This window comes from Paraburkholderia sp. RL17-380-BIE-A (assembly GCF_046028085.1).
GTDB lineage: Bacteria > Pseudomonadota > Gammaproteobacteria > Burkholderiales > Burkholderiaceae > Paraburkholderia.
Window position 1 is genome coordinate 135,551 of record NZ_JARESQ010000011.1, and the last position, 23,079, is coordinate 158,629.

Genomic DNA, 23,079 nt, shown 5'->3' on the forward strand with positions numbered 1-23,079 from the left:
TCCCTATCCCAATCGTTCGTGAAGGCTGCCGCCGTTAGACGCCGAGCGTTTCGATCAGCGCCATTTCGCGGCTGGTCATGAGCTTCTCGATGTCCATCAGGATCAGCATGCGGCCGTCGACGGTGCCCAGCCCCGTGAGGTACTCGGTCGTCAGCGTGGCGCCGAATTCCGGCGCGGGCATGATCTGGTCGGTGGCGAGCGTCAGCACGTCCGACACGCCGTCCACCACCATCCCGACCACGCGGTGCGCGACGTTCAGGATGATCACCACCGTCTGGTGGTCGTACTCGACACGGCCCAGATGGAACTTGATGCGCATGTCGACGATCGGCACGATGATGCCGCGCAGATTGATCACGCCCTTGATGAACTCGGGCGCATTGGCGATACGCGTCACGTTGTCGTAGCCGCGGATTTCCTGCACCTTGAGAATGTCGATGCCGTACTCTTCGGCGCCGAGCGTGAAGACGAGGAACTCCTGACCGCCGGCGTCTGCCTGCTGCACGTCGCGCCGGCCAGTCGTACCGTTCGCGTTAGCGACGCTCGAATTGATGGATTGGACTTCTGCCACGTTAGCCCCCAAACGGTTGGGATGAAATGAGTTGATTAAGAGTCGAGACGAGTTTGACCGGCATCATGCGAGGCTCATCGCGCCATGCGCGTTGCGCGTTTCGCGGTTCAACGCGGCCACGTCGACGATCAGCGCGACACTGCCGTCGCCGAGAATGGTCGCGGCGGAAATGCCGTGCACCTTGCGGTAGTTCGTTTCCAGATTCTTCACGACCACCTGCTGCTGGCCCACCAGTTCGTCGATCAGCATCGCAAAGCGGCGCCCCTCGGTTTGCATGATGGTGACGATGCCTTGCGTGGGCTCCTGCTTCGCGTCTTCGACGTTGAACACTTCGTGCAACGCCACGAGCGGCAGATATTCACCCCGCACCCGCACCACACGCTCGCCGTTGGCCACCGTGTAAATATCTTCGGCTTGGGGTTGCAGCGACTCCATCACGAAGTTCAGCGGCAGAATGAAGATCTCGTTGCCGACCTTGACCGACATGCCGTCGAGAATCGCCAGCGTGAGCGGCAACACGATGCGCGTGGTGCTGCCCTTGCCGGCGTGCGAGGTGATTTCCACGTGACCACCCATCGACTGGATGTTCCGCTTCACCACGTCCATGCCGACGCCGCGGCCCGACACGTCCGTGACCTGTTCCGCCGTCGAGAAGCCCGGCAGGAAGATCAGGTTCCAGACTTCTTCGTCGGACATGGTCTCGCTGACCTGCATGCCCTGCTTGGCCGCCTTCGCGAGAATCTTGTCACGGCGCAGGCCCGCGCCGTCGTCGCTCACTTCGATGACGATGTTGCCGCCGTGATGCGCCGCCGACAGCACCAGCTGGCCGGTCGAATCCTTGCCCGCCGCGCGCCGCGCTTCCACGGTTTCGATGCCGTGGTCGAGACTGTTGCGCACGAGGTGAGTCAACGGATCGATGATCCGTTCAATGAGGCTCTTGTCGAGTTCGGTCGCCTGACCGAAGGTGACGAGTTCCACTTCCTTGCCGAGTTTCGCCGCCAGATCGCGCACCAGACGCGGGAAGCGGCTGAACACGTAATCCATCGGCATCATGCGGATCGACATCACTGCTTCCTGCAGATCCCGCGCATTGCGTTCGAGCTGCGCCATGCCGTTGAAGAGCCGGTCGTGCAACGCCGGGTCGAACGTGCTGGTGGTTTCCGCGAGCATGGCTTGCGTGATCACCAGTTCGCCGACCAGGTTGATCAGCTGATCGACCTTTTCCACGCCGACGCGAATCGAGCTGCCTTCCGCGCCGCCTGCCGCCGCAGCCGGACGTGCCGCCTTGCGGTCGTGCTCGGCGGGCGCGGCCGCGCTTGCTGCTTGTGTCGTTGCGGCTTGAGTTGCTGCTGCCTGAGCCGGCGCCGCTGCGCCAGCCGCCGCGGGTTGAGCCGCGCCAGACGCCGGCGCGGCCGGTGCGTCGAACAGGCCGTGCGTGGCCGCCGAAGCGGGTGCAGCGGTGCCGGCAGCCGGTGCCGGCGATGCTGCGTGTTCCGCCTGATGGGCCGGTACTGCTTGCGCCGGGGACGAATCGGCAGCGTCGGGCGTTCCAGGTTCGCCTTGCTGCGTCTCATCCGCCGGTGCGGTGCCGCGGCCGATCACGATCTGACTTTCGTCGATCACGAAACAGCACACGGCGATGATGTCGTCGGAGGTCACATCGGTCGCGAGCCACAGCGTCAAATCGCCGCCGCTCTTGACCTGCCCGACAATGTTGCCCAGGTTGCCGAGCTCTTCGGCCAGCAGTTCCTGGTCCTTCTCACCAACGCCCCGTAGCGTAATTTTCAGATGGGGACCGGCGCTGTCATTTGCACCGCCGGCACCCGCGGCTTGCCCGGTCTGTGCCGGTTCGCCGTCAGTCCATCCACCCGCTGCCTGCACCGCCTGTTCGACGACGTGCTCCGGCGCGGACCCTCCCTGATTTGCCTCTACTGCAACTGGTGCCACGGCTGCGGCTGCGGCGGGCGCGCCGCCTTCGGCGCTTTCCTTGTGCAGCCGTTCGAGCTTCGCGCAGATCGCACGAGCGGTCGCCGCATCCGGCTCGGCGCTCGCGCGGTAATCGGCCAACTGGCCCGACAGCACGTCCTTGGTTTCGAGGAACGTGTCGATCATGTCCTTGCGCAGCACGAGTTCGTTATTGCGCGCGCGATCGAGCAGCGATTCGAGAATGTGGGTCGTTTCCGTCAGCGCGGTAAAGCCGAACGTCGCCGCGCCGCCCTTGATCGAATGCGCCGCGCGGAAAATGGCCGCGAGGTCTTCGGGGTCCGGATGCGCGATATCCAGATTGAGCAGCAACTGCTCCATCTGCGCGAGCAGTTCGTCCGCTTCGTCGAAAAACGTCTGATAGAACTGAGTGATGTCGAGTGTCATGCCTGGGTCACCGCGAGAGTTCCTGTCTAGGCGTGGGCTACCGTGCCGCCGCGTCGAGAGCTTCTATAACTGGGTCTATGAGTGGTGCTTATGCGTGATCTGGCTCGGCTAACGCCGCCACCAGTTCGGTCAGCATGTCCGGGTCGAGCGGCTTTTCGATCCAGCCGGTCGCGCCCGCAGCCCGCGCCGCTTCCTTGAACGGCTCGCCCGATTCCGTCGTGAGGACGAGGATGGGCGTGGCCTGGTAAGCCGGGTTGTTGCGTAGCGCGGCGATCAGATCGAGACCGGTCTTGCCCGGCATGTGCTGATCGGTCAGCACGAGATCGAACGACATGGCGAGCGCGTTTTCGAGCCCTTCGTTGCCGTCCGCGGCGAGCGTCACCTCATAGCCGGCCGTCGTCAACGTGGCGGCGAGAATCTGCCGCATCGATGCCGAATCGTCGATTGCCAGGATGTGCCTGATCATGAAAACCTCGCTGCACCTACGCTATGGATCGCCCCGCGCTCCGCGCCGGCAGGGCGCGTGAGCCAGCGGAACGATCGCTGTCTGTTACTGGGCCGCCGGCGCTACCGCCGGCAACTTCGGGGCAACCGTTACCGGTTGCGCAAGCTTTTGCAGCAGCGGCTTGGAGCCGGCTGCGTCGTCCGACAAGGTCGTCGTGGTGGAATCGTCGTGATTCAGCGCGTCCTCCGACTTCCTGTTCAACACGATGATGCTGATGCGGCGATTCTCCGGATCCATCGGGTCCGCCTTGTTCAGGTTTTGCGTCGACGCGAGGCCGAGCACGCGCATCACCTTCGCTTCATCCATGCCGCCGGCGATCAGTTCGCGGCGCGACGCATTGGCGCGGTCCGCGGACAATTCCCAGTTGCTGTAGCCCTTCTCGCCGCCCGCGTATTGCGCGGCGTCGGTGTGTCCCTGCACGATGATGCGGTTCGGCACGTCGTTCAGCGTGTGGCCGATTTCGCGCAGGATGTCGCGCATATACGGCTCGACCTGGTCTTTCGCGGTCGCGAACATGGGCCGCTTCTGCGAGTCGACGATTTCGATGCGCAAGCCGGTCAGCGTCGAATCGATGCGGATCTGCTGCTTGAACTGGCGCAGCACCGGATTCGCTTCGATCGCGGCCATCAGCTTGACCTGCAGATCGTGCAGGCGAACCTGCTCGCGACGCTCCAACTCGCCCTGCAACTGCTTCATCGACTCTTCGCTGCCGTGCACTGCGGTGTGTTCGGAACGGTTGTTCGCTCCGTCGCTGGAGCGCGTCACGCCCTGCGCGTCGGTCGAAATGTCGCGGCCGCCGCCCTTCAGAATGCTCGAATCCTCCGCGCTGCGGTCACCGCCCCACAGCGTGATCTTCAGCGGCTGATTGAAGTAATCGGCAATGCCCTTCAACTGCACGGTGGACGCCGAACTCAGCAGCCACATCAGCAGGAAGAACGCCATCATCGCGGTCATGAAGTCCGCATACGCGAGCTTCCAGGCGCCGCCATGGTGGCCGGCTTTCTTCGGCGCGGCGCGCTTGACGACAATGGCGCGGTCTTTGTCCTTGCTCATGGGTTCGGTTTCCGGTGGCCTTTACTTGGCCTTGACGCGACGCACGTGCTCTTCCAGCTCGGCGAACGACGGGCGTTCGGTCGAGAAGAGCACCTTGCGGCCGAACTCGACGGCGATCGCCGGCGCGTAACCGTTCAGGCTGGCCAGAATCGTCACCTTGATGCACTGGAACATCTTGGTCGACTCGGTCACGCGCTGTTCGGCGACGCTCGCGAGCGGCCCGATCAACCCGTAAGAAAGCAGAATGCCGAGAAAGGTGCCGACCAGCGCCTGGGCGATCATCTCGCCGAGCACCGCGGGCGGCTTGTCGGCGGAGGCCATGGTGTGCACCACGCCCATCACCGCGGCCACGATACCGAACGCCGGCATGGCGTCGCCGACCTTGTTCAGCGCATGCGCGGGCGCCTCGCCTTCCTGGTGGTGCGTCTCGATCTCCTCGTCCATCAGGCTTTCGATCTCGAACGCGTTCATGTTGCCACCCACCATCAGACGCAGGTAGTCGGTGAGGAATTCGATGATGTGATGGTCGGCAAGAATCTTCGGGTATTGGGTGAAGATCGGACTCTTCGACGGATCGTCGATGTCCGCTTCCAGCGTCAGCGTGCCTTCCTTGCGCGCCTTGGCCAGCAGGACGTAGAGGAGCGCCATCAGCTCCATATAGACGTCCTTGTTGTACTTCGCGCCCTTGAACAGGGTCGGAATGACGCGCAGCGTCGCCTTAATCGTCTTCATTCCGTTACCGAGAATGAACGCGCCGACGCCAGCGCCCACGATCATCAGCACTTCAACGGGCTGCAGCAGCGCGCCGAGATGGCCGCCTTCCAGCGCGTAACCGCCGAAAACGGACAAAAGCGTCACGAGTGTTCCCACGAAAATCAGCACTGCCGAGCCCTCACAAAGAAGCGACGGTGACCGTCGTTATTCAGGTTTACGGCAAAGGAACAGAAAACTTTGGTGGAAATGTGGCTCGGCGATCCGGTGTAAACCAGAGGTCGAGGTCAGCGGCCCGGTTCAATCGGGCCTTGGGCGAGCGGGCTGGAAGGCCCGCCCGATGGGACGCGGACGGCGGACCGCACTTGCGCGGCCGCCTTGCGGGTCAAGCTTCGAGGGCGGCGAGGCTTTCGCGGGCCCGGGCGTCGGCAGATTTCTTTGTCTTACCGGCGCGCGAGGGCGGCTGGCACAGTCCGCAGACGAACGCGTGCTGCGGATCGTGCGCGTGTGCGACAAAACGTCCCCCGCAGCGGCAGCAGGCGGTCATTTGCAGCATCCCGGAGTCGAAAAAGCGCACCAGCGTCCACGCGCGCGTGAGACTGAGCACGGGCTCGTCGTCGTGCAACCGGACGTGCTCCAGGTAGAGCCGGTAGCTCTTCACGATCGACTGGATCGTCAGGCAACCGCCGTGTCCGGCCATGAAACGGTAGATGTTGTAGAACAGCGATGAGTGAAAGTTCGGCTGCCAGGTCATGAACCAGTCGGTCGAAAACGGCAGCATGCCTTTGGGCGGCGAGACCCCTTTCAATTCCTTGTACAGCTTGATCAGGCGGTCGCGCGACAGACTGGTTTCGGCTTCCAGCAATTGCAAACGCGCGCCAAGCTCGATCAGTTCAATGGCCAGGGTGATCTCCCTGACTTCGAGCACAACACTTTTATAGGCCATCCGTTGGCGTTTCCCCGGTCCTGATTATTCGGCTTTGAATACAACGTGCCATCAGCCGAGCTGCTCGACCGGCTGGCTTGCCATCAGGATCGCGGAATGCGCCTGTGCCACGGCGCTGGATTTGCCTTTGTCCGCCAGAGCGGACAGCACGGCATGGTCGTCGAAACGGAAACGGCACAACACCTGATTGGACGCCGCCAGCTTGACGGTCTGCGCCAACGACAGATTGGCGAGCACATCGGCTAACTGGTCCGAAATCCCCATGCGAAACATGCCCATCGGCTTGTCTTCGCGCAGCAGTCGCTGTGCGAGCAGGAGATAAGACAGGTTGACTTCTCTGATCTCATTGAGCATTTCGCTTGTCGCGCTCATGATTCCCCCGGGGTGTATCTGGCTGGTCAGGCCGTTACGAAAACGTTTGCTCGGACGCGCGCGCTTAAACCGCACGAATCGGCTCGTTTCTGGTCTTGCGAGCATTGTGTCGAAAGGGGGAGCGGACGAAAATCGGATAGACACCCAGCCTTGTTGACGGATAAATCCGTCATTCATGTAGGAATTGTTCCTACAAAGTCGTGTAAGGAAGGGGCTGAGGAGGACTTATTGACGCGCAGTCTGGACGGCTATGCGCGTTGAATGACTGCCTGAGGTGATGCGGAATGAGGCCGAAGGGTGAGCCTGGTTAACTCACGCTCCGCACCGTTGCTGCGGTAAGGCCGAATTATAAGACGTTTTCACTTCCGCGTAATCCGCCCAGTGTAGGCGCCGCGCTCGGACGGGCGGGCCCGCGGATTGCTCATAGAAAGCGCTGCGTTCGAATAAAACGGCCGGGTTTCGCTCTCAATTATCGGGACTGCCTTCCAGACGACCTGTAACGACGCATGTTTCGCGCTGTAACAACGTTAAGCGTTTGAAAAATAACTCGAATTCGCGCGGTCGATCCCGATAATGAAGCTAAGGGATTACCCGATGCAGGTTCGGAACACCCCCGGGCGGCGGCTTACCGCGCCCAACCGTCCGTCAGGCATTCACTCCTCGCTCTACTCGAGCGCCGCTGTGCGATGCCGATCTGATTAGGAGAAAACGCATGCGAATCGCACAAATTGCGCCGTTGTATGAGGCCGTCCCGCCGAAATTCTACGGTGGTACCGAACGCGTCGTATCGTATCTGACCGAAGCACTGGTCGGCCTCGGCCACGACGTCACGCTGTTTGCGAGCGGCGACTCGGTCACCTCCGCGAACCTCGACGCCTGCTGGCCTCGTGCGCTGCGCCTCGATCCGACGATCCGCGACGCGCTGGCTCCGCACATCCTCATGATGGAGAAGGTGCGAAAGGTCGCGCACGAGTTCGACGTGCTGCATTTCCACCTCGACTACATGCCGTTCCCGCTTTTTACCACGATGGACACGCCGTTCGTGACGACGCTGCACGGCCGCCTCGACTTGCCGGAACTGCAACCGGTATTCGACGCGTTCTCGGACGTGCCGGTGGTGTCCATTTCCGATTCGCAGCGTGCGCCGCTGCCGCAAGCGAACTGGCTCAACACGATTTATCACGGCTTGCCGGAACAGCTGTTGACGCCGCAAACGCACAAGAAGCCGGAATACCTGGCGTTCCTCGGCCGTATTTGCCCTGAGAAGCGCGTCGATACAGCCATCAAGATCGCTGCACAAAGCGGTTTGCCGCTGAAGATCGCCGCCAAGGTGGACAAGGCCGACCAGGAATATTTCAAACGGGAGATCGAGCCGCTGCTGTCGCAAGCGCACGTGGAATTCGTCGGCGAGATCAATGAGGCGCAGAAGCCCGAGTTTCTCTCCGGCGCGAAGGCGCTGCTGTTCCCGATCGACTGGTCGGAGCCGTTTGGCCTCGTGATGATCGAATCGATGGCGTGCGGCACGCCGGTGATCGCCTTCAACCGCGGCTCCGTGCCGGAAGTGATCGACCACGGCGTGACGGGTTATATCGTTGAGGACGTACAAGGAGCGGTCGCGGCGCTGCAACGCCTGGACGAACTGTCGCGCACCGAAATCCGCGCCCAGTTCGAACGCCGCTTCAGCTCGAAGACCATGGCGCAGAATTATGTGGATGGCTATTCGGCGCTGATCGAAGCCACGCGCCGCCCGGTGCTGCGTCAAGTCGCGGTGGGCTAACGCGGCATTCGAGCGGCCGTGGCAATTTATGCGCTCGGCCGCTCGAGTGTTCGAATCCGCCTCATGTGCCGATTCCGATTTGCAGATGAATAGCGGGTCATTTCGTCGTGTGAATCGTTTGCGCGAACGGCAAATCCCACTTATCCCGCTTCTTGTCCAAAAAAGCCGCCCCTCAAGGGCGGCTTTTTTAATACGGGTATGGATGCGCTTCCATCGCGGATTAGCGCTCAACCAATAAAGCCGGAGTGCCAATAACCTTCAGTTGGCTTTCGTCTCTAGCGGCAATCGACTCAAGCCGCGCCAATCAGAAAGCGCTCGCGATTCTTGCCGACGATCCACTTGGGCGGTTTGCCACGCCCGCTCCACGTATTTCCCGATTTTGGGTCCTGGTATTTCGCCGGCAGCGGCGCCTTCTTGGGCGGGCGGCCGCGCTTGGCAGCGACGGCAAAGCCTAAATCTTGAGCCGTGAGACCGTATTCAGCGATCTTTTGGCGGATGTCGGCGACCACGTTGTCGATTTCGGTACGCCGCGCTTCTTCTGCCTGTGCCTGCAATTTGGCGATCTGCGCCTTGAGGTCTGCATATTGAGACATTCCGGTTCTCCCCTTTTTAGAACTCATTGGCTCGCAGACTAACTGCAATTATAAAAATTCGCAATGGACAAGAATACCGATTTAGCGAGATATCCTCTGATAATTATTAACACGAATGAATTGTTAAACCCCCTCTTTATCTCGCAATAATAGGTAAGCACGATGCCACATTGACAATTCTTGACACCCGAATTGGCAACCTTTCCCTAGAATTGCGCGCTCAAGGCATGGCATCCGGACTTAGCCGTGCGTGCTAGCGGAAACGTCATTTTTTTAGGATTACCAATCATGCAGTTGTCAAAACGCCTCGCTGCCGAATTGTTCGGCACCTTCTGGCTCGTGCTGGGGGGCTGTGGCAGCGCTGTCCTCGCCGCCAATTTCGCCGGCCCGGTTCACGGTCTGGGCATCGGGTTCGTGGGCGTGTCGCTCGCCTTCGGCCTGACCGTACTGACAATGGCTTACGCAATCGGCCACATTTCCGGCTGTCACCTGAATCCCGCGGTGAGCGTCGGCCTGACCGTCGCCGGCCGCTTTCCGGCTCGCGATCTGCTGCCGTACATCGTCGCGCAGGTGATCGGCGCGGTGTTGGGTGCGCTGGTGCTGTCGTTGATTGCATCGGGCAAGCCTGGCTTCGACCTCGTTGCCAGCGGTTTTGCCAGCAATGGTTACGGCGAGCGCTCGCCGGGTCATTACTCGCTCGCCGCGGCATTCATTTGCGAAGTGGTGATGACCGGCTTCTTCCTCTTCGTCATTCTAGGCGCGACCGACAAGCGTGCGCCTGCCGGCTTCGCGCCGATCGCCATCGGTCTGTGCCTCACGCTGATTCACCTGATCTCGATCCCGGTGACCAATACGTCGGTCAACCCGGCGCGCTCCACCGGCCCGGCGCTGTTCGTCGGCGGTGCGGCGGTGGATCAGTTGTGGCTGTTCTGGCTTGCGCCGGTTCTCGGCGCGGTGGTCGCCGGCGTGTTGTATCCGGCCCTCGCCGAGAGCCGCGGCGGTAATTCTCAAAAGCTCGCGCTCGACTGACAACGCGCGGTAATTCAGGCATTCAAAGCGGGCGCTGCGGCGCCCGTTCTGTTTGGCTATCGCAGGCACCGTGACAGCGCGCCAATGGCGCACGCGAGCGCCGCTGCTAGAATCGTGCGACCTTCCAAGCTCGCACAGGTGTTACCTATGAAGCGTTTCCGCGGATTTCTGCATGGCGTCGCACTCTCCGTCGGCGGCCTGTGCGCGGGTCTGTCGGCGCTACCCGTCGCGCATGCGGCCGACAGCGACGTTGAAACGCTTGTGTTCGTACGGCACGGTGAGAAACCGGCTCAAGGCTACGGCCAGCTCAACTGCCAGGGACTCAACCGGGCGCTGGCGCTGCCGGCGGTGATCGCTGCCAAGTTCGGCAAGCCGGACGCAATCTACGCCCCCGATCCCGGCCAGCAAAAAGACGACAGCGGCAAGCCCTACTACTACATCCGGCCACTGGCGACGATCGAGCCAACCGCCATCCAGTTCCAGATGCCTGTGCAAACGCCATATGGTTTCGCGCAGATCGACCAGCTTGGCACCGCACTGGTCAATCCGGCCAATCGAAACAAGCTGATCGTCGTAGCGTGGGAACACAAACTGATCGTGAAGCTATTGCGCCAGATGCTAAGCGCGCACGGCGGTAACGCCGCTGATGTCCCGAACTGGAAGAGCGACGACTTCGACAGCATTTACATTGTTCGCCTCAGCTGGCAAAACGGCAGCGCGCGGGCGAGTTTCAAACATGATCGGCAAGGATTGGACGGACGCGCGACCGACTGCCCTTGCGCGTCGCTGCCGGGGGCGTCGTCGGCGGCTGCATCGGCGCCTTCCGCTAGTGCGGCAGATTAATCGGGTAATACAGATGTAAGCCGCAATTACCACTGCGGCCGCTTGATTTGGGCCGAACGTGGCGCTGACCGTCCGCTGAATCGGCTCAATGGAGCGCACGCCCTTATATGGCGGGGCTTTGACCAGGCAACGCGTGACACGTCCCGCACCCGAATCCCGCCGTGCGCACGTTTCAATCCCCGCGACGATGCTTGCAGTCCGTAACATCTCGTCGCAGTTCCTACCGGCCGGAATGCGTAGATTGGTCCTGTGCGACAAACATACGTCGCCTCACAGGAGAACAAACATGAAACGCATCGTCACTCACTTGCTGGTTGCCGCAGGACTCGCAGCGGGCGCATGCGGTGTCGCGCAAGCGCATACGGATCTGAACATCGGCCTGTCGCTCGGCGCACCGGTTTATGCCAGCCCGGCTCCCGTCTATGCCGCACCGCAGCCGGTGTATTACGGCAACGGCGGCTGGGACCACCGTTACGACCGCGGCGACTACTATCGGGGCGACCATCGATATGATCGCAACTGGAATCACAATGGTCGTGGCTGGGGCCACGACGACCGGGGCGACCATGGTGACCGTCGCGGCGGATGGCACGGCTGATCGCCTTGAGTCCGCGGGCGGCAGCTAACAAAGCAGTTGGCCGGCGCTGATCAACGGGAAACACGCAGCGCCTCTGCGTTGCCCGCAGCGCCGTTAATCGCGGCCGCAAGCGCACAAAGGCTCGCGCGAAGAAACGGCCCGCATCCATCAAACCGGATGCGGGCCGTTTCCATTTCGGATCAGGACGTCAATTCGTCGTCGAGCGAGAAGAGCTTGCGCAGATGATGCGCGACGCCGGCTTCGAAGTTGTTGCCGATGCGCGGCACGTTCGGCAGGCGCGTCATGAGATCGGGATTGGCGTTGTTCATCATGAACGGATGGCCGGCCGTTTCCAGCAGATCGATATCGTTCATGTTGTCGCCAAACGCCACGCAGTGCGAGGCATCCACGCCCACGCGTTCGAGCACGATCTGCAACGCGCGTCCCTTCGACACGTTCGCCGTCATCACTTCCAGGCAGTCCGGCAGCGAGTAGGTCACGTAAAGGGCGTCGCCGAATTCACGAGCGAGGTTCGCCGCGACCTGTGCAAGATCGGCGGGCTCGCCAATGTAGAGGGCCTTCGCGATGTCGGCGCCGTCGTGCTTCGGCAGATCGGTCACCTCATAGGTGAAGCCCGAGTCCTGATGAAACTTCAGCAGATGCGGTGCGTCGCGGTCGATCAGCCAGGCCTGATCGGCGAACAGATTGACGATCACGCGGCCATGAGCGCCGGCGATTTCCGGCTGCACCAACCGTTGCACGATAGCGGAAGGCAGGTCGTCGGCATGGATCACCGTGTTGTCCGGCGAGTGGACGCGCGCGCCATTCGACGTGATCAGATACGGATTGATGCCGAGCACGTCGCGGATGCCGGCGACGTCGCAATAATGGCGGCCCGTTGCAATCACGAACCGCAGGCCGTCGCTCTCGAGCTTACGCACGGTGGCGACCGTGAACGGGTCCACCTGGTGATCGGCGTTGAGCAGCGTGCCGTCGAGATCCGTGGCGATAACTTTGTACATGGTGTGAGCAGTCGGGCAGCGTCGAAGTGCGTATTTTACCGTTGCCAGCCGCGCTCACCGGAAACGCGCCAGCCATGCCCGACGGGTCTCGCCCGCGAGCGCGCCGCGTGCCGCTGTTTCTAGCTGCCGTTTTTAGCCGCCGACGCGGCCCGCTTCGCGCTGCGCCAGTTGCAATCCGCCGTGCGCCGAATCGGCCAGCGGCTCGCGCAAACGCGCCTGATAGATCTGCGGCACGTACTCACGCAACGGCGCGCCGAGGCCGCCGCACAACGCGACCGGCAGGCTCGCCGAGGGATCCAGCGCGGCGATCATCTTGCCCACTTCCGCGCCGGCCTCGCCGAGCAACCGCGCCGCGAACGGATGCGTGCGATTGGCGACGACGATCCGCGCGAGCCTCGCATAAGCTGTCTGATTGGCTTCGCAAAGCCACACGACGAGACTGTCGCGGTCATGCGCGCCGGTATGGCTGATCAGCGCCTGCGCGAAATCGTCGTTGGGGCCGCGACCGTCGAGCGCATGTTGTGCATGCACGATGCCCCGCAGCCCGAGCCATGCGCCGCTTGCTTCGTCGCCCGAGGGAAAGCCGTAGCCGCTGACCGAACGGCATTCGCCATTGCTATCCAGCACGGCCGCCACGCTGCCGGTGCCAAGCGCAACGATCACACCAGGCGCGCCGGCGTGCGCGCCCAGCAGGGTGGTATAGGCGTCGCTTTCCACGGCGAGTCCGGCGACCGCGGGAGCCTGAGCGCGAAACGCGCTCAGCCAGTCGCGATTATTGACGCCCGCCAGTCCGCAGCCGAGCACGCAGCGCGACCAGTCCAGCGCCATGCCGACGCTTGCAAATGCTTCGCCGCAGCCGGCCGCAATGGCCTGCCAAGCACGTTCGACGCCGAGCCCCAAGCCAGACGGCCCGCTTGCCGCCTGCGCCAGCTCGCGGCCTTGTGCGTCGCCGAGCACGACGCGCGTGCCGCTGCCGCCGCCGTCGATGCCGATCAGAAAGAAGTCTTTGCTCATGGAGTCGAGTGAGTTCAGTGGGTGAATAACGCGTAGCGTGGCAGGTCAGTTTCAATCCCGCAATCGGCCGAACGGCCAACTTGCAGTGCGCACGGCTTCGGCTATGCTGGCGAGCGACATCACAATACAGGAGCGCGACAGTGACACAGCGATGCAACTGGGTATCGAGCGAGGCGCTCGCACACTATCACGACACCGAATGGGGCGTGCCCTCGCGCGATGACCAGCATCTGTTCGAGATGCTGGTGCTGGAGGGCGCTCAGGCAGGGTTGTCGTGGTCGACGATTCTCAACAAGCGGGCCGGCTACCGCCGCGCTTTTGCCGACTTCGACATCGACAAGGTTGCGCGCTTTACGCCGAAGCACGTCGATGCCCTGGTGAAAGACGAAAGCATCGTGCGTCATCGCGGCAAGATCGAAGCTGCCATTAACAACGCTCGGGCGGTCCAACAGATACAGGCCGAGCACGGCTCGCTCGCCAATTTCGTTTGGTCCTTCGTCGATCAGACGCCGATCCAGAACGATTGGGCTTCGTACAAGCAGGCTCCCGCGTCGACCGACATTTCCGACGCGCTGAGCAAGGGGCTGAAGCGCTATGGCTGCAAGTTCGTCGGCTCGACGATCTGTTACGCGTTCATGCAGGCGGTCGGCATGGTCAACGACCACGAGGCGAGTTGCATGTGCCGGGCGCGATGCGCGGCACTCGGCAAGAAAGGACGGAATCGCAAAGCGGGGTAAGGCAGGGCAGGCGCTTCTGCGCTTCTGCGTTTGCGCGCCTGGCGCACACCGTCCGCCATTCACGACCGTGCCCCGTAACGGCGTTGCCCCGCCCGTGACTGAGTGCCCCAGCAACGAACGGGCATCAAAGGCCCAAGAAGAGACCACAAAAATGCTAGAAAAAGGCCCCAAAAAGCAAAACGGCGATGTGGCTTCTTTCGAAGCTCACACCGCCGTTCGGCCGTGCGGAAAAAGCGTGCTTAGTGCAGCTTTTTCGGCAGCATCTGGCTGCGCAGGCGCTTGTGCAGGCGCTTCACAGCAGCAGCCTTCTTGCGCTTACGTGCCGTGGTCGGCTTTTCGTACGATTGGCGCTCACGCAGTTCAGCGATCAGGCCATTCTTTTCGATTGCGCGACGAAAGCGGCGAATCGCCACTTCGAACGGCTCGTTTTCTTTCAGAAGAATCGTCGTCATGTAATTCCTAACTCAATCACTTGATAGGGGTAAATTGCGTGGCGGCATACCGCTCACGCGCCGGCCCTCCGGTCGTTCCAATTCATGGCCAGTAACAGGCAAACGCGGGCAGAACCCGGCCAAACCACGATTGAAACGAGAGGCAAAGCGGCCACGGAGGCCGGAAAAGAGAGGTGGGGAGTTCACCGCGGAACGCGGACAGACAACATGCAAAAGCCGCGTCTGCTGCCGTTTCGCCAACCTTTCATCAACAGAAAAGCATTGACGAAACAGGCAAAGATCTCAATTCACTCCCGATGATATCAGGAAACTCTCCATCCTACCAGGGGTTTAGCGATTGCGCCAGGTCACTTGCGCCTCAGGCGCTCGCTTCGTCCAGTTCGCGGATATCTGCGCCTGTCAGCATCAGGTGGACGGCTGCCGCGAGACTTTTGAGCTGGTCGACCGATGTTGCGCTGGCAATAGGGGCCGTAACACTGGGCCGCGCGATCAGCCATGCCAACGCGACAGTGGCCGGCGTGCTGCCGTGCGCCTCCGCGATCCGGTCCAGCGCGGCGAGAATGCGCAAACCGCGCTCGTTCAAGTATTTTTCGACCCGGCTGCCGCGCGCCTTGTTGGCCAGATCCGCCCGCGACCGGTATTTGCCCGACAGAAATCCGCTTGCAAGACTGTAGTACACCACCACGCCAAGCTGATTGGCGAGCGCCACCGGTTCGATGTCGCGCTCATAGTCCGCGCGGTCATACAGGTTGTATTCCGGCTGCAGCAGCTGATATTCGGGCAACCCGTGCTGGCGGGACACCGCGAGCGCCTCCTCGATACGCGCGCCAGTGTAGTTCGACGCGCCGATCACCCTCACCTTCCCCGCCTCGATCAGCTTCTGATACGCGCCCAGTGTTTCGGCGAGCGGCGTTTCGGAGTCGTCGTCGTGAGAAAAGTAGACATCGATGTAATCGGTTTGCAAGCGCCGCAGCGAATCCTCGACCGCCGCCTGGATGTTGGCCGCCGACAACCCCTTGCGCTGCGGATGCTTCGAGACCTTGGTGGCGAGCACTATTTTGTCGCGCTTGCCGCTCTGACGGAACCACTTGCCGATGATGGTTTCCGACTCCCCGCCCTGATTGCCAGGCACCCATGCGGAATAGACATCGGCGGTATCGATAAAGTCGAGACCGGCATCGACAAATGCATCAAGAATCGAAAACGAGGTGGCTTCATCGGCGGTCCAGCCGAAAACATTGCCGCCGAACATCAGCGGCGCGACCTGTAATTCCGAACGTCCGATTCTGCGCTTTTGCATGATTTTTCCAGGGTTTGTCACAAGAGAGAAAAGAGAATACGCCGACTTTTCAATACCTGCAGTGGGTCCGCAGAGCAAGGCTGCAAGCGGCTTTCAGCGACATTGCAATAAACCGGCATGGAAAACGTTTGGCACGCCATTGCACAAAGTTCCTCAAGTTTTTTTTAGGGACGCCGTCAACCTTCACTGAGGCGGCCAGCAATGAACGAGTGCTTCCGCCGATGCCAACGTGGCGTATTGGGCTCAAGGCTTATTTAGGAGATTTTCCATGCTCGGAATCAATAGCAACATCAACTCGCTGGTTGCACAGCAAAACCTTAATGGCTCGCAAAGCGCCCTTTCGCAAGCCATCACCCGCCTGTCGTCGGGCAAGCGCATCAACAGCGCGGCTGACGACGCAGCAGGTCTGGCAATCTCGACGCGTATGCAAACGCAGATCAACGGCCTGAACCAGGGCGTGTCGAATGCGAACGACGGCGTGTCGATGATTCAAACCGCATCGAGCGCACTGTCGTCGCTGACCTCGAGCCTGCAACGTATCCGCCAGCTGGCCGTGCAAGCATCGACCGGTTCGCTGTCGTCGAGCGACCAGGCAGCTCTGCAGAAGGAAGTCTCGGCGCAGATCGCTGAAGTGAACCGTATCGCTTCGCAAACGACCTACAACGGCACGAACATTCTGGACGGCTCGGCAGGCAGCGTGACGTTCCAGGTCGGCGCGAACGTCGGTCAGACGATCAGCCTGGACCTGAGCCAATCGATGTCGGCAGCGAAGATCGGTGGCGGCCTGGTGCAAACGGGTCAAACGGTTGGCACGATCGCCGTCAACACGGACGCGACCGGCACGTACACCAGCACCGGCGCGACGATCACGTCGGTCAACGTGCTGTCGGACGGCAAGGGTGGCTACACCTTCACCGACCAGAACAACCAGGCAATCTCGTCGGGCGCAGTGTCCAACATCTTCTCGGCCGGTACGGCATCGGGTACGGGCACGGCAATCACCAACCTGACGCTGAACGCCACGCTCGCCACGGCGATGGGCGCAACGGCTTCCGGCGTCGCGACCGCATCGATCGCACAGATCAATGCGATCAACAACCCGCCGACGGTTTCGGGCCTCGACATCAGCACGGTCACCGGCGCGAACGAAGCAATGGTCTCGATCGACAACGCACTGCAGACCGTGAACACGCTGCAAGCTGCACTGGGCGCCGCGCAAAACCGCTTCACGGCAATCTCGACGTCGCAGCAAGCTGAATCGACCGACCTGTCGTCGGCACAGTCGCAAATCACGGACGCCAACTTCGCACAAGAAACGGCGAACCTGAGCAAGGCGCAAGTGCTGCAGCAAGCTGGTATCTCGGTGTTGGCGCAAGCTAACTCGAACCCGCAGCAAGTTCTGAAGCTCCTGCAGTAAGAGCTGACGCAGTAACGGCGATGCGTCGCGCGCAAGCGGGGCGCATCGCCGGTTTCAAACGACGGGAGGCATGCCTCCCGCTGTGCATTTCCATCACGCAGTGATGTAGCATCGCGCACCACCCAATACAGATTTCCAGACGCCCGGAGCCTCTGCATGTCCTCGATCTCAACCTCGTCTTCTACAGCAAGCGCCAACGCCGCGCTGCAGTCGGCTGCTCAATCGATCATCAGCGGCTCGACGGGCAATTCGTCGATGGACGTGTCGACGCTCGTCACGGCGCTCGTGAACGCGAAGACCGCAGGACAAACCGCGGCTCTGGCGGCACGACAAACCACCGACAACACCACGCTGTCCGCCTACGGCGCACTAAGCTCGGCGCTGAGCGCACTGCAGTCGGGCATCACGAATCTCGCCAACGGCACCACGCTGTCGACGTTCGCGGCCACCGCGAGCGGCACCGGCTTGACCGCGACCGCCGGCGTCGGCGCCGTGGCCGGCAGCTACTCGGTCGCCGTGACGCAGATTGCCAGCTCGCAAGCCTTGTCGTCGGCGGCCTTCAGCTCCACGACACAACTGGGCACCGGCACGCTCTCCATTTCGCTGGGCGGCAAGTCGATGGATATCAACGTCGATAGCACCAACAACACGCTCTCGGGCATCGCTTCGGCGATCAACGCGAGCAGCAGCAACCCCGGCGTCACGGCGACCATCGTGACCGGCACGGACGGCGCCCACCTCGTGCTGCGCGCGGCGAACACGGGGGCAGCGAACGTCATCAACGTCACGACCAGCAACATCACGACCGACAACGGCCTGTCGAGCCTCGGCGTGACCTCGACCGCCAGCACCACCGGCGGCCAGTCGACGATCACCTCGGCCAACGCGGGGAGCGCCTGGACGCAGAGCGGTTTTGCCCAGGACGCGGAGTTCACCGTGGGCGGGATCGCGGCCAGCAGTTCGACCAATGCGGTGACGAGCGCCATTGCGGGCGTCACGATGAACCTGACGTCCGCATCCGCCGGCACCACGCAGACGCTGACCATTGCGGCCGACACCACCTCGCAGAACACCGCGATCAATAATTTCGTGAGCCTCTACAACACCGTCGTCACGACGATGTCCACGCTCACCTCGTTCAGCTCCGGCTCGTCCTCGCAAGGTCCGCTGCTCGGCGACTCCACGCTGCAGACGATCAAGAACACGCTGGCCACCATCATCGGCGGTTCGGTCGGCTCGGGTAGCACCGGCACCACGCTGGCGGCGATCGGTATCTCGCTGAAGGACGATCCGGCGGACGGCACGCTGGTGGTCGACAATACCGCGCTGAATACCGCGCTGACGAGCAGTCCGGCCACGGTCGCATCGCTCTTCAACTCGACCAACGGCATTGCCGAGCAGTTGAACTCCAGCATCACCACGTTCACGCAGACCGGCGGCATCATCGACACGCGTAATACCGCGCTCAATGCCGACCTGAAGAGCATCACCACGCAACAAACCGCGCTCGCCGACTACACGACACAGTTGACGAATCAGTATCAGGCGCAGTTCACCGCCCTGAATACGTTGATGGCGACCATGAACAACAATTCGCAGTACCTGACCGCGCTGTTCGGCGGCACCAACAGCGCGGGCGCGCTGGCCACGAACAAGGGCTAAGCAATGAACGCGCACACCATGAATCAGACGGAACTGGTCGAACGCGTGCTGTCGATCACGCGCGAAATCGAGCAGGCGGCGTCGCTCGCCGACTGGCCGGAAGCCGCCCGCCTGACCGAAGCACGCTCACCGCTGCTGATGTCGCTCACCGCGGAGCAGGAGCCGGCCGCGCTGGAAATGATCCGCCAGATCCAGGCGATCGACGCGGCCCTGGTCGCCGACGCGGCAGTCACCCAGAACGAACTGCATACCGAGTTTGAAGCGGCGATCGGGCGCACCAAGGCCGCCGGCGAATATCAGCGCATGGCCCGCCTTTAAAAATCACCCGAAGCGGCATGCCCCAATGCGGCATCCGCTCCGTAAGAGCCGGTTCGACCGGCCGACCGAATAATAAGAACTACGCGCCGAAGTGAGGCGCGCTCGTTCCCTCAGCCCGCCTCGTGCGGGCTTTTTTCTTTTTCCCCGCTGGTCTTCCGGCTTTCCGCCCCCCTCTCCATACGCTAAACAGGCGGCCTTTTTACCGTCATCTCCGAGCATCGGAAACGCCCTCTCCGTCGCACAATTTCCGTCATAGACCATTCTGCGCTGAGACCATGACTCTCCTGTACGAGCAGCCGACAGCTGACCCCTTGACGCCCGAACAACAGCTCGAGCACGACATCGCACTCGTTTTGCAAACGGCGCTGGAGCACCACCACAAGGGCGAATTCGACGACGCCGAAGCGCTCTATCTGGCGATCCTCGACGCCAAACCGCAGCACTCGGACGCGCTTTACGACCTTGGCGTGCTGCTCGTTCAAACGGACCGCCCCAAAGACGCATTGCCCCGCTTCGAACTGGCGCTAGGTCAGCAACCGCAAAACGGTCAGTATTGGACGGCTTATATCAGCGCGTTGATCGACGCCGGTGAAACCGCCGCCGCGTGGCTCGCGCTGGAAATGGCGCAGAAGCAAGGACTGAAGGGCCCGGCGGTGGACGGCCTGATCGTGCGGATGGCGAATCCCGGCAAGATCGTCCTGACGCAGCCCGTGGCAGCCCAGAACCCGCAGTCAGCCGGCAGCGCGGCCGCTCCAACAAATAGCGAAGGCGCAGAAGCAACCGCAGATGCCGGCAAGTCCACGATCGCAGCCGGACGGCGCGTAAGCCAGCAGGAAACCTCGCGATTCACGTCGCTCTACAACAAAGGCCAGATCGCCGACGCCGTCAAACTGGCTCGCACGCTCACCCAGCGCTTCCCCGCCGACGGCAACGCGTGGCGCTGGTTCGGGATTGCGTTGCATCGTCTGGGCCGCTACGACGACGCGCTCATCCCGCTGCGCAAGGCTGCCGAACTCCTGCCCGAAGAGCTGGAGAGTCGCGCCGTCCTCGCGGATACGCTGCGACTGAAAGGCTTGCACAAGGACGCCGAAGAAGTCTGCCGCGCGATCATCGCGATCAACCCGGCCTACGCCGAAGCGCAACGGATCTACGGCATGTCGCTGGTTCACCAGGGACGAGTGGCCGAAGGTCTGGCTGCGGCCCGGCGCGCGATCGAACTGGCGCCGGACACGTCCGGCATGTACAACACACTGGGCGTGTTGCAGCTCGATCTGGGCATGGTGAGCGAAGCGGAGAAAAGCTTTTACGTCGCGCTGGAGAAAGACCCGAAAGACCCGATCGCGGCGGACAACTATCTGTTTTCGCTCGCCCACAATCCTGAAGTCAAGCAGGACACGCTGTTCGCCGAACACATTAAATTTGCGCAACAGCACGAAGCGCCGGTGCGTTCGCAGTGGCCGCGTCATGTGAACAAGCGCACGCCGAATCGCAAGCTGAAGATCGGCCTCGTTTCCGGTGACCTGTTCCGTCACGCCGTCGCCTCGTATCTGTTGCCGATCATGGAGCGTCTCGCGACCGACGCCAGCGTCTCGCTTCATGTGTACAACAACCACATCCTGGAAGACGACTACACCCATTTGCTGCGCAAGTGCGCCCATGAATGGCACCAGGTCACCGGCATGCCGGACGCGCACCTGGCGAACCGGATCCGCGACGACAGAATTGACATTCTGTTCGACCTGTCCGGCCACACGGGCCGCAATCGTCTTCTCACGTTCGCGCGCAAGCCCGCGCCGATCCAGGTCAGCTGGCTCGGCTACCCGGCCACGACCGGCCTGAGCGCGATGGACTATTACCTCGTGGACCGGTTCGGTGTGCCGTTCGGCGAGCCGGAACGCATGTTCTCCGAGAAGATCGTCCATTTGCCCGCGAACGCGCCCTTCCTGCCGGAAAAAAGCGCGCCGCCGGTCAACATCCTGCCGGCCATGCACAACGGCTACGTGACGTTCGGCAGCTTCAACCGCCTCAACAAACTGCGCCCCGACGTGATCGCCCTCTGGGCGGAATTGCTGAACGCGCAACCGTCGTCGCGAATGTTGCTGGGCGCGATTGCAACCGACGAGGACGAACAATTGCTCCTCGACTGGTTCGACAAAGCAGGCATCTCGCGCGAGCGTCTGATGTTCCGCCGCCGCTCGAGCATTCCGGTCTATCTGCAACAGCATTTTCACGTCGATATCTGCCTCGACACATTCCCGTACACGGGTTCGACCACCGTGCTGAATTCCCTGTGGATGGGCGTGCCGACCTTGACGATTGCAGGCGACACGTTGCCGAGCCGCGCCGGCGCCACCTGGATGTCGCACGTCGGCCTGCAACAGTATCTCGCCACCGATAAGGCGGACTTCGTCGCCAAGGGCGTCGCGCTGTCGTCGGATATCGAGGCGCTCGCCGCACTGCGCACCGGTTTGCGCGAGCGCTGCATGGCCTCGGCGGCATTCCGGCCTGAAGTCGTCGCCGCGGGCTTGTCGCGCGCATTGCGAATCATGTGGCAACGCTGGTGCGACGACCAAGCGCCCGTCGCGTTCGAAGTAACGGCAGAAGAAGCCACCGCCGCCACCGACGACGCCACCGCGCCGTCCAAGACAGGGGACAACAAGTGAACGCAGCCTTACCGCTTGGGGCCATCGAGCCGCAGATCGACGAGCGCATTTACGTTACCCAGCCGCACCTTGCGCCGCTTGAAGAATTCATCCCCTATCTTCAACAGATCTGGGACAGCAAGATCCTCACCAATGCCGGCCCGTTTCATCAACAGTTCGAAGAGGCGCTGTGCAAGTACCTCGGCGTGCGTCATCTTGCGCTGTTCACCAACGGCACGCTGGCGCTGCTCACCGCGCTGCAGGCGCTGCGCGTGACCGGCGAGGTGATCACGACGCCCTATTCGTTCGTGGCAACCGCCCACTCGCTGGTCTGGAACGGCATCAAACCGGTATTCGCCGACGTCGATCCGCATACGCTCAATCTCGATCCCGCCAAGATCGAGGCCGCGATCACGCCGCAGACCACCGCGATCATGCCGGTGCATTGCTACGGCAAGCCGTGCGACGTCGAGGCGATCCAGAAGATCGCCGACAACTACAATCTGAAGGTGATTTACGACGCGGCCCATGCTTTCGGCGTGCAGACCGAAACCGGCAGTGTGCTCGAACACGGCGACCTCGCCGTGCTGAGCTTCCACGCGACGAAGGTCTTCAACACCTTCGAAGGTGGCGCGATCATTTGCCAGGACGCCAAGACCAAACAGCGCATCGACCATCTGAAGAACTTTGGATTCGTCGATGAGGTGACCGTGGTTGCGTCCGGCATCAACGGCAAGATGAGCGAAATCAACGCCGCGTTCGGGCTGCTGCAACTGCAGCATATCGACGAAGCGCTGGCGCGGCGCGCGCGGATCGACGCAATCTATCGCGAACGGCTGCGCGACGTGCACGGTATCCGCTGCCTGCCCAAAGAAGGCCAGAAAGTCGCGAACCACTCGTACTTTCCGATTCTCGTCGGCCCGGAGTATCCGATCAGCCGGGATGCGCTGTATCAGAAGTTTCGCGACCAGAATATCTACGCGCGCCGCTATTTCTATCCGCTGATCTCGGACTTTCCGATTTATCGCGGCCTGCCTTCGGCGCGTCAGGACAATCTGCCGGTCGCGCATGCCGCTGCACAACAGGTACTGTGTCTGCCGATTTTCCCGGCGCTGACCGACGACATGCTCGATCGCATCATCGGGATCATCGCGGATACCTGAACGCC

Annotated in this window: 22 protein-coding genes; 10 read left to right on the forward strand and 12 right to left on the reverse strand. The window is 62.0% G+C overall.

The genetic code is table 11. From position 1 onward, the window contains the following. Positions 1-34 precede the first annotated feature (34 nt). From P0D68_RS20015 to flhD, 7 genes are all read right to left on the reverse strand, one after another. On the reverse strand, positions 35-571 hold the full coding sequence (locus tag P0D68_RS20015) for a chemotaxis protein CheW (protein WP_091797992.1): 537 nt from the start codon (positions 569-571) through the stop codon (positions 35-37). Positions 572-634: 63 nt separating this feature from the next. Next, positions 635-2,941, reverse strand: a complete 2,307-nt coding sequence (gene cheA, locus P0D68_RS20020; RefSeq protein ID WP_408299824.1) for a chemotaxis protein CheA — start codon at positions 2,939-2,941, stop codon at positions 635-637. A gap of 88 nt (positions 2,942-3,029) precedes the next feature. Then, positions 3,030-3,407 carry a response regulator gene (locus tag P0D68_RS20025; protein WP_408181625.1) on the reverse strand — a complete coding sequence of 126 codons (378 nt, stop codon included), beginning with the start codon at positions 3,405-3,407 and terminating at the stop codon, positions 3,030-3,032. Between the two features lie 84 nt (positions 3,408-3,491). Next, entirely contained in the window at positions 3,492-4,499 is a 1,008-nt protein-coding gene (gene motB, locus P0D68_RS20030) for a flagellar motor protein MotB (protein WP_091797984.1), read from the reverse strand. 21 nt (positions 4,500-4,520) lie between these two features. Continuing rightward, complete coding sequence (gene motA / locus P0D68_RS20035) at positions 4,521-5,381, reverse strand: flagellar motor stator protein MotA (protein WP_006050895.1); 861 nt, start codon at positions 5,379-5,381, stop codon at positions 4,521-4,523. A 214-nt stretch (positions 5,382-5,595) separates the two neighbouring features. After that, complete coding sequence (gene flhC, locus P0D68_RS20040; RefSeq protein ID WP_091797981.1) at positions 5,596-6,156, reverse strand: flagellar transcriptional regulator FlhC; 561 nt, start codon at positions 6,154-6,156, stop codon at positions 5,596-5,598. Between the two features lie 51 nt (positions 6,157-6,207). Continuing rightward, complete coding sequence (flhD, locus tag P0D68_RS20045) at positions 6,208-6,528, reverse strand: flagellar transcriptional regulator FlhD (RefSeq protein ID WP_006050893.1); 321 nt, start codon at positions 6,526-6,528, stop codon at positions 6,208-6,210. A 712-nt stretch (positions 6,529-7,240) separates the two neighbouring features. Here flhD and P0D68_RS20050 point away from each other — a divergent pair. Then, entirely contained in the window at positions 7,241-8,305 is a 1,065-nt protein-coding gene (locus P0D68_RS20050) for a glycosyltransferase family 4 protein (protein WP_408299821.1), read from the forward strand. 290 nt (positions 8,306-8,595) lie between these two features. On the opposite strand, the gene P0D68_RS20055 is transcribed toward P0D68_RS20050, so the two are convergent. Next, a complete protein-coding gene (locus P0D68_RS20055; RefSeq protein ID WP_007179981.1) occupies positions 8,596-8,898 on the reverse strand; it encodes an H-NS histone family protein in 303 nt (100 codons plus the stop codon). Between the two features lie 288 nt (positions 8,899-9,186). Between P0D68_RS20055 and aqpZ the strand changes: the two genes are divergently transcribed. The 3 genes from aqpZ to P0D68_RS20070 all read left to right on the forward strand — a co-directional run bounded on the left by aqpZ (position 9,187) and on the right by P0D68_RS20070 (position 11,368). Next, on the forward strand, positions 9,187-9,927 hold the full coding sequence (aqpZ, locus tag P0D68_RS20060; protein ID WP_091797972.1) for an aquaporin Z: 741 nt from the start codon (positions 9,187-9,189) through the stop codon (positions 9,925-9,927). Positions 9,928-10,074: 147 nt separating this feature from the next. Further along, complete coding sequence (locus P0D68_RS20065) at positions 10,075-10,770, forward strand: histidine phosphatase family protein (protein WP_408299819.1); 696 nt, start codon at positions 10,075-10,077, stop codon at positions 10,768-10,770. A 286-nt stretch (positions 10,771-11,056) separates the two neighbouring features. Beyond that, the gene (locus P0D68_RS20070) at positions 11,057-11,368 is read left to right on the forward strand and encodes a PXPV repeat protein (protein ID WP_408299817.1); all 312 of its coding nucleotides are present in this window, start codon (positions 11,057-11,059) and stop codon (positions 11,366-11,368) included. 179 nt (positions 11,369-11,547) lie between these two features. Here the strand turns inward: P0D68_RS20070 and P0D68_RS20075 are convergent, their stop codons facing one another. Both P0D68_RS20075 and P0D68_RS20080 read right to left on the reverse strand, forming a co-directional pair. Continuing rightward, positions 11,548-12,369: a Cof-type HAD-IIB family hydrolase gene (locus tag P0D68_RS20075; RefSeq protein WP_091797962.1), complete on the reverse strand. Its 822-nt coding sequence runs from the start codon at positions 12,367-12,369 to the stop codon at positions 11,548-11,550. A gap of 132 nt (positions 12,370-12,501) precedes the next feature. Next, positions 12,502-13,383, reverse strand: coding sequence for a glucosamine kinase nucleotide-binding domain-containing protein (locus tag P0D68_RS20080; RefSeq protein WP_408299814.1), 882 nt, complete (start codon positions 13,381-13,383; stop codon positions 12,502-12,504). Positions 13,384-13,523: 140 nt separating this feature from the next. On the opposite strand from P0D68_RS20080, the gene P0D68_RS20085 reads away from it, so the two are divergent. After that, positions 13,524-14,120 carry a DNA-3-methyladenine glycosylase I gene (locus P0D68_RS20085; RefSeq protein WP_408299813.1) on the forward strand — a complete coding sequence of 199 codons (597 nt, stop codon included), beginning with the start codon at positions 13,524-13,526 and terminating at the stop codon, positions 14,118-14,120. A gap of 239 nt (positions 14,121-14,359) precedes the next feature. On the opposite strand, the gene rpsU is transcribed toward P0D68_RS20085, so the two are convergent. Further along, complete coding sequence (rpsU, locus tag P0D68_RS20090) at positions 14,360-14,572, reverse strand: 30S ribosomal protein S21 (protein ID WP_006050883.1); 213 nt, start codon at positions 14,570-14,572, stop codon at positions 14,360-14,362. A 358-nt stretch (positions 14,573-14,930) separates the two neighbouring features. After that, positions 14,931-15,872, reverse strand: coding sequence for an aldo/keto reductase (locus P0D68_RS20095; RefSeq protein ID WP_408299811.1), 942 nt, complete (start codon positions 15,870-15,872; stop codon positions 14,931-14,933). Positions 15,873-16,140: 268 nt separating this feature from the next. On the opposite strand from P0D68_RS20095, the gene P0D68_RS20100 reads away from it, so the two are divergent. From P0D68_RS20100 to vioA, 5 genes are all read left to right on the forward strand, one after another. Then, positions 16,141-17,289 (forward strand): flagellin, encoded by a 1,149-nt coding sequence (locus tag P0D68_RS20100; RefSeq protein WP_091797949.1) that lies wholly within the window; start codon positions 16,141-16,143, stop codon positions 17,287-17,289. A 156-nt stretch (positions 17,290-17,445) separates the two neighbouring features. Continuing rightward, the gene (gene fliD, locus P0D68_RS20105) at positions 17,446-18,951 is read left to right on the forward strand and encodes a flagellar filament capping protein FliD (protein ID WP_408299808.1); all 1,506 of its coding nucleotides are present in this window, start codon (positions 17,446-17,448) and stop codon (positions 18,949-18,951) included. Between the two features lie 3 nt (positions 18,952-18,954). Then, positions 18,955-19,269, forward strand: coding sequence for a flagellar protein FliT (gene fliT, locus P0D68_RS20110; RefSeq protein ID WP_091797944.1), 315 nt, complete (start codon positions 18,955-18,957; stop codon positions 19,267-19,269). Between the two features lie 275 nt (positions 19,270-19,544). After that, positions 19,545-21,932, forward strand: coding sequence for an O-linked N-acetylglucosamine transferase family protein (locus tag P0D68_RS20115; RefSeq protein ID WP_408299806.1), 2,388 nt, complete (start codon positions 19,545-19,547; stop codon positions 21,930-21,932). Further along, positions 21,929-23,074, forward strand: coding sequence for a dTDP-4-amino-4,6-dideoxy-D-glucose aminotransferase VioA (vioA, locus tag P0D68_RS20120; protein WP_408299804.1), 1,146 nt, complete (start codon positions 21,929-21,931; stop codon positions 23,072-23,074). Before P0D68_RS20115 ends, vioA begins: the two co-directional genes overlap by 4 nt. The last annotated feature ends 5 nt before the right edge of the window (positions 23,075-23,079 follow it).

What these genes read in the sequence shown, in the direction of transcription:
- P0D68_RS20055 (WP_007179981.1), bottom strand. Translation starts at nt 8,898, where the DNA reads ATGTCTCAATATGCAGACCTCAAGGCGCAGATCGCCAAATTGCAGGCA.
- P0D68_RS20070 (WP_408299817.1), top strand. Translation starts at nt 11,057, where the DNA reads ATGAAACGCATCGTCACTCACTTGCTGGTTGCCGCAGGACTCGCAGCG.
- flhD (WP_006050893.1), bottom strand. Translation starts at nt 6,528, where the DNA reads ATGAGCGCGACAAGCGAAATGCTCAATGAGATCAGAGAAGTCAACCTG.
- motB (WP_091797984.1), bottom strand. Translation starts at nt 4,499, where the DNA reads ATGAGCAAGGACAAAGACCGCGCCATTGTCGTCAAGCGCGCCGCGCCG.
- aqpZ (WP_091797972.1), top strand. Translation starts at nt 9,187, where the DNA reads ATGCAGTTGTCAAAACGCCTCGCTGCCGAATTGTTCGGCACCTTCTGG.
- P0D68_RS20080 (WP_408299814.1), bottom strand. Translation starts at nt 13,383, where the DNA reads ATGAGCAAAGACTTCTTTCTGATCGGCATCGACGGCGGCGGCAGCGGC.
- P0D68_RS20025 (WP_408181625.1), bottom strand. Translation starts at nt 3,407, where the DNA reads ATGATCAGGCACATCCTGGCAATCGACGATTCGGCATCGATGCGGCAG.
- P0D68_RS20065 (WP_408299819.1), top strand. Translation starts at nt 10,075, where the DNA reads ATGAAGCGTTTCCGCGGATTTCTGCATGGCGTCGCACTCTCCGTCGGC.
- P0D68_RS20075 (WP_091797962.1), bottom strand. Translation starts at nt 12,369, where the DNA reads ATGTACAAAGTTATCGCCACGGATCTCGACGGCACGCTGCTCAACGCC.
- flhC (WP_091797981.1), bottom strand. Translation starts at nt 6,156, where the DNA reads ATGGCCTATAAAAGTGTTGTGCTCGAAGTCAGGGAGATCACCCTGGCC.
- P0D68_RS20095 (WP_408299811.1), bottom strand. Translation starts at nt 15,872, where the DNA reads ATGCAAAAGCGCAGAATCGGACGTTCGGAATTACAGGTCGCGCCGCTG.
- P0D68_RS20115 (WP_408299806.1), top strand. Translation starts at nt 19,545, where the DNA reads ATGACTCTCCTGTACGAGCAGCCGACAGCTGACCCCTTGACGCCCGAA.
- rpsU (WP_006050883.1), bottom strand. Translation starts at nt 14,572, where the DNA reads ATGACGACGATTCTTCTGAAAGAAAACGAGCCGTTCGAAGTGGCGATT.
- P0D68_RS20050 (WP_408299821.1), top strand. Translation starts at nt 7,241, where the DNA reads ATGCGAATCGCACAAATTGCGCCGTTGTATGAGGCCGTCCCGCCGAAA.
- fliT (WP_091797944.1), top strand. Translation starts at nt 18,955, where the DNA reads ATGAACGCGCACACCATGAATCAGACGGAACTGGTCGAACGCGTGCTG.
- fliD (WP_408299808.1), top strand. Translation starts at nt 17,446, where the DNA reads ATGTCCTCGATCTCAACCTCGTCTTCTACAGCAAGCGCCAACGCCGCG.
- P0D68_RS20100 (WP_091797949.1), top strand. Translation starts at nt 16,141, where the DNA reads ATGCTCGGAATCAATAGCAACATCAACTCGCTGGTTGCACAGCAAAAC.
- cheA (WP_408299824.1), bottom strand. Translation starts at nt 2,941, where the DNA reads ATGACACTCGACATCACTCAGTTCTATCAGACGTTTTTCGACGAAGCG.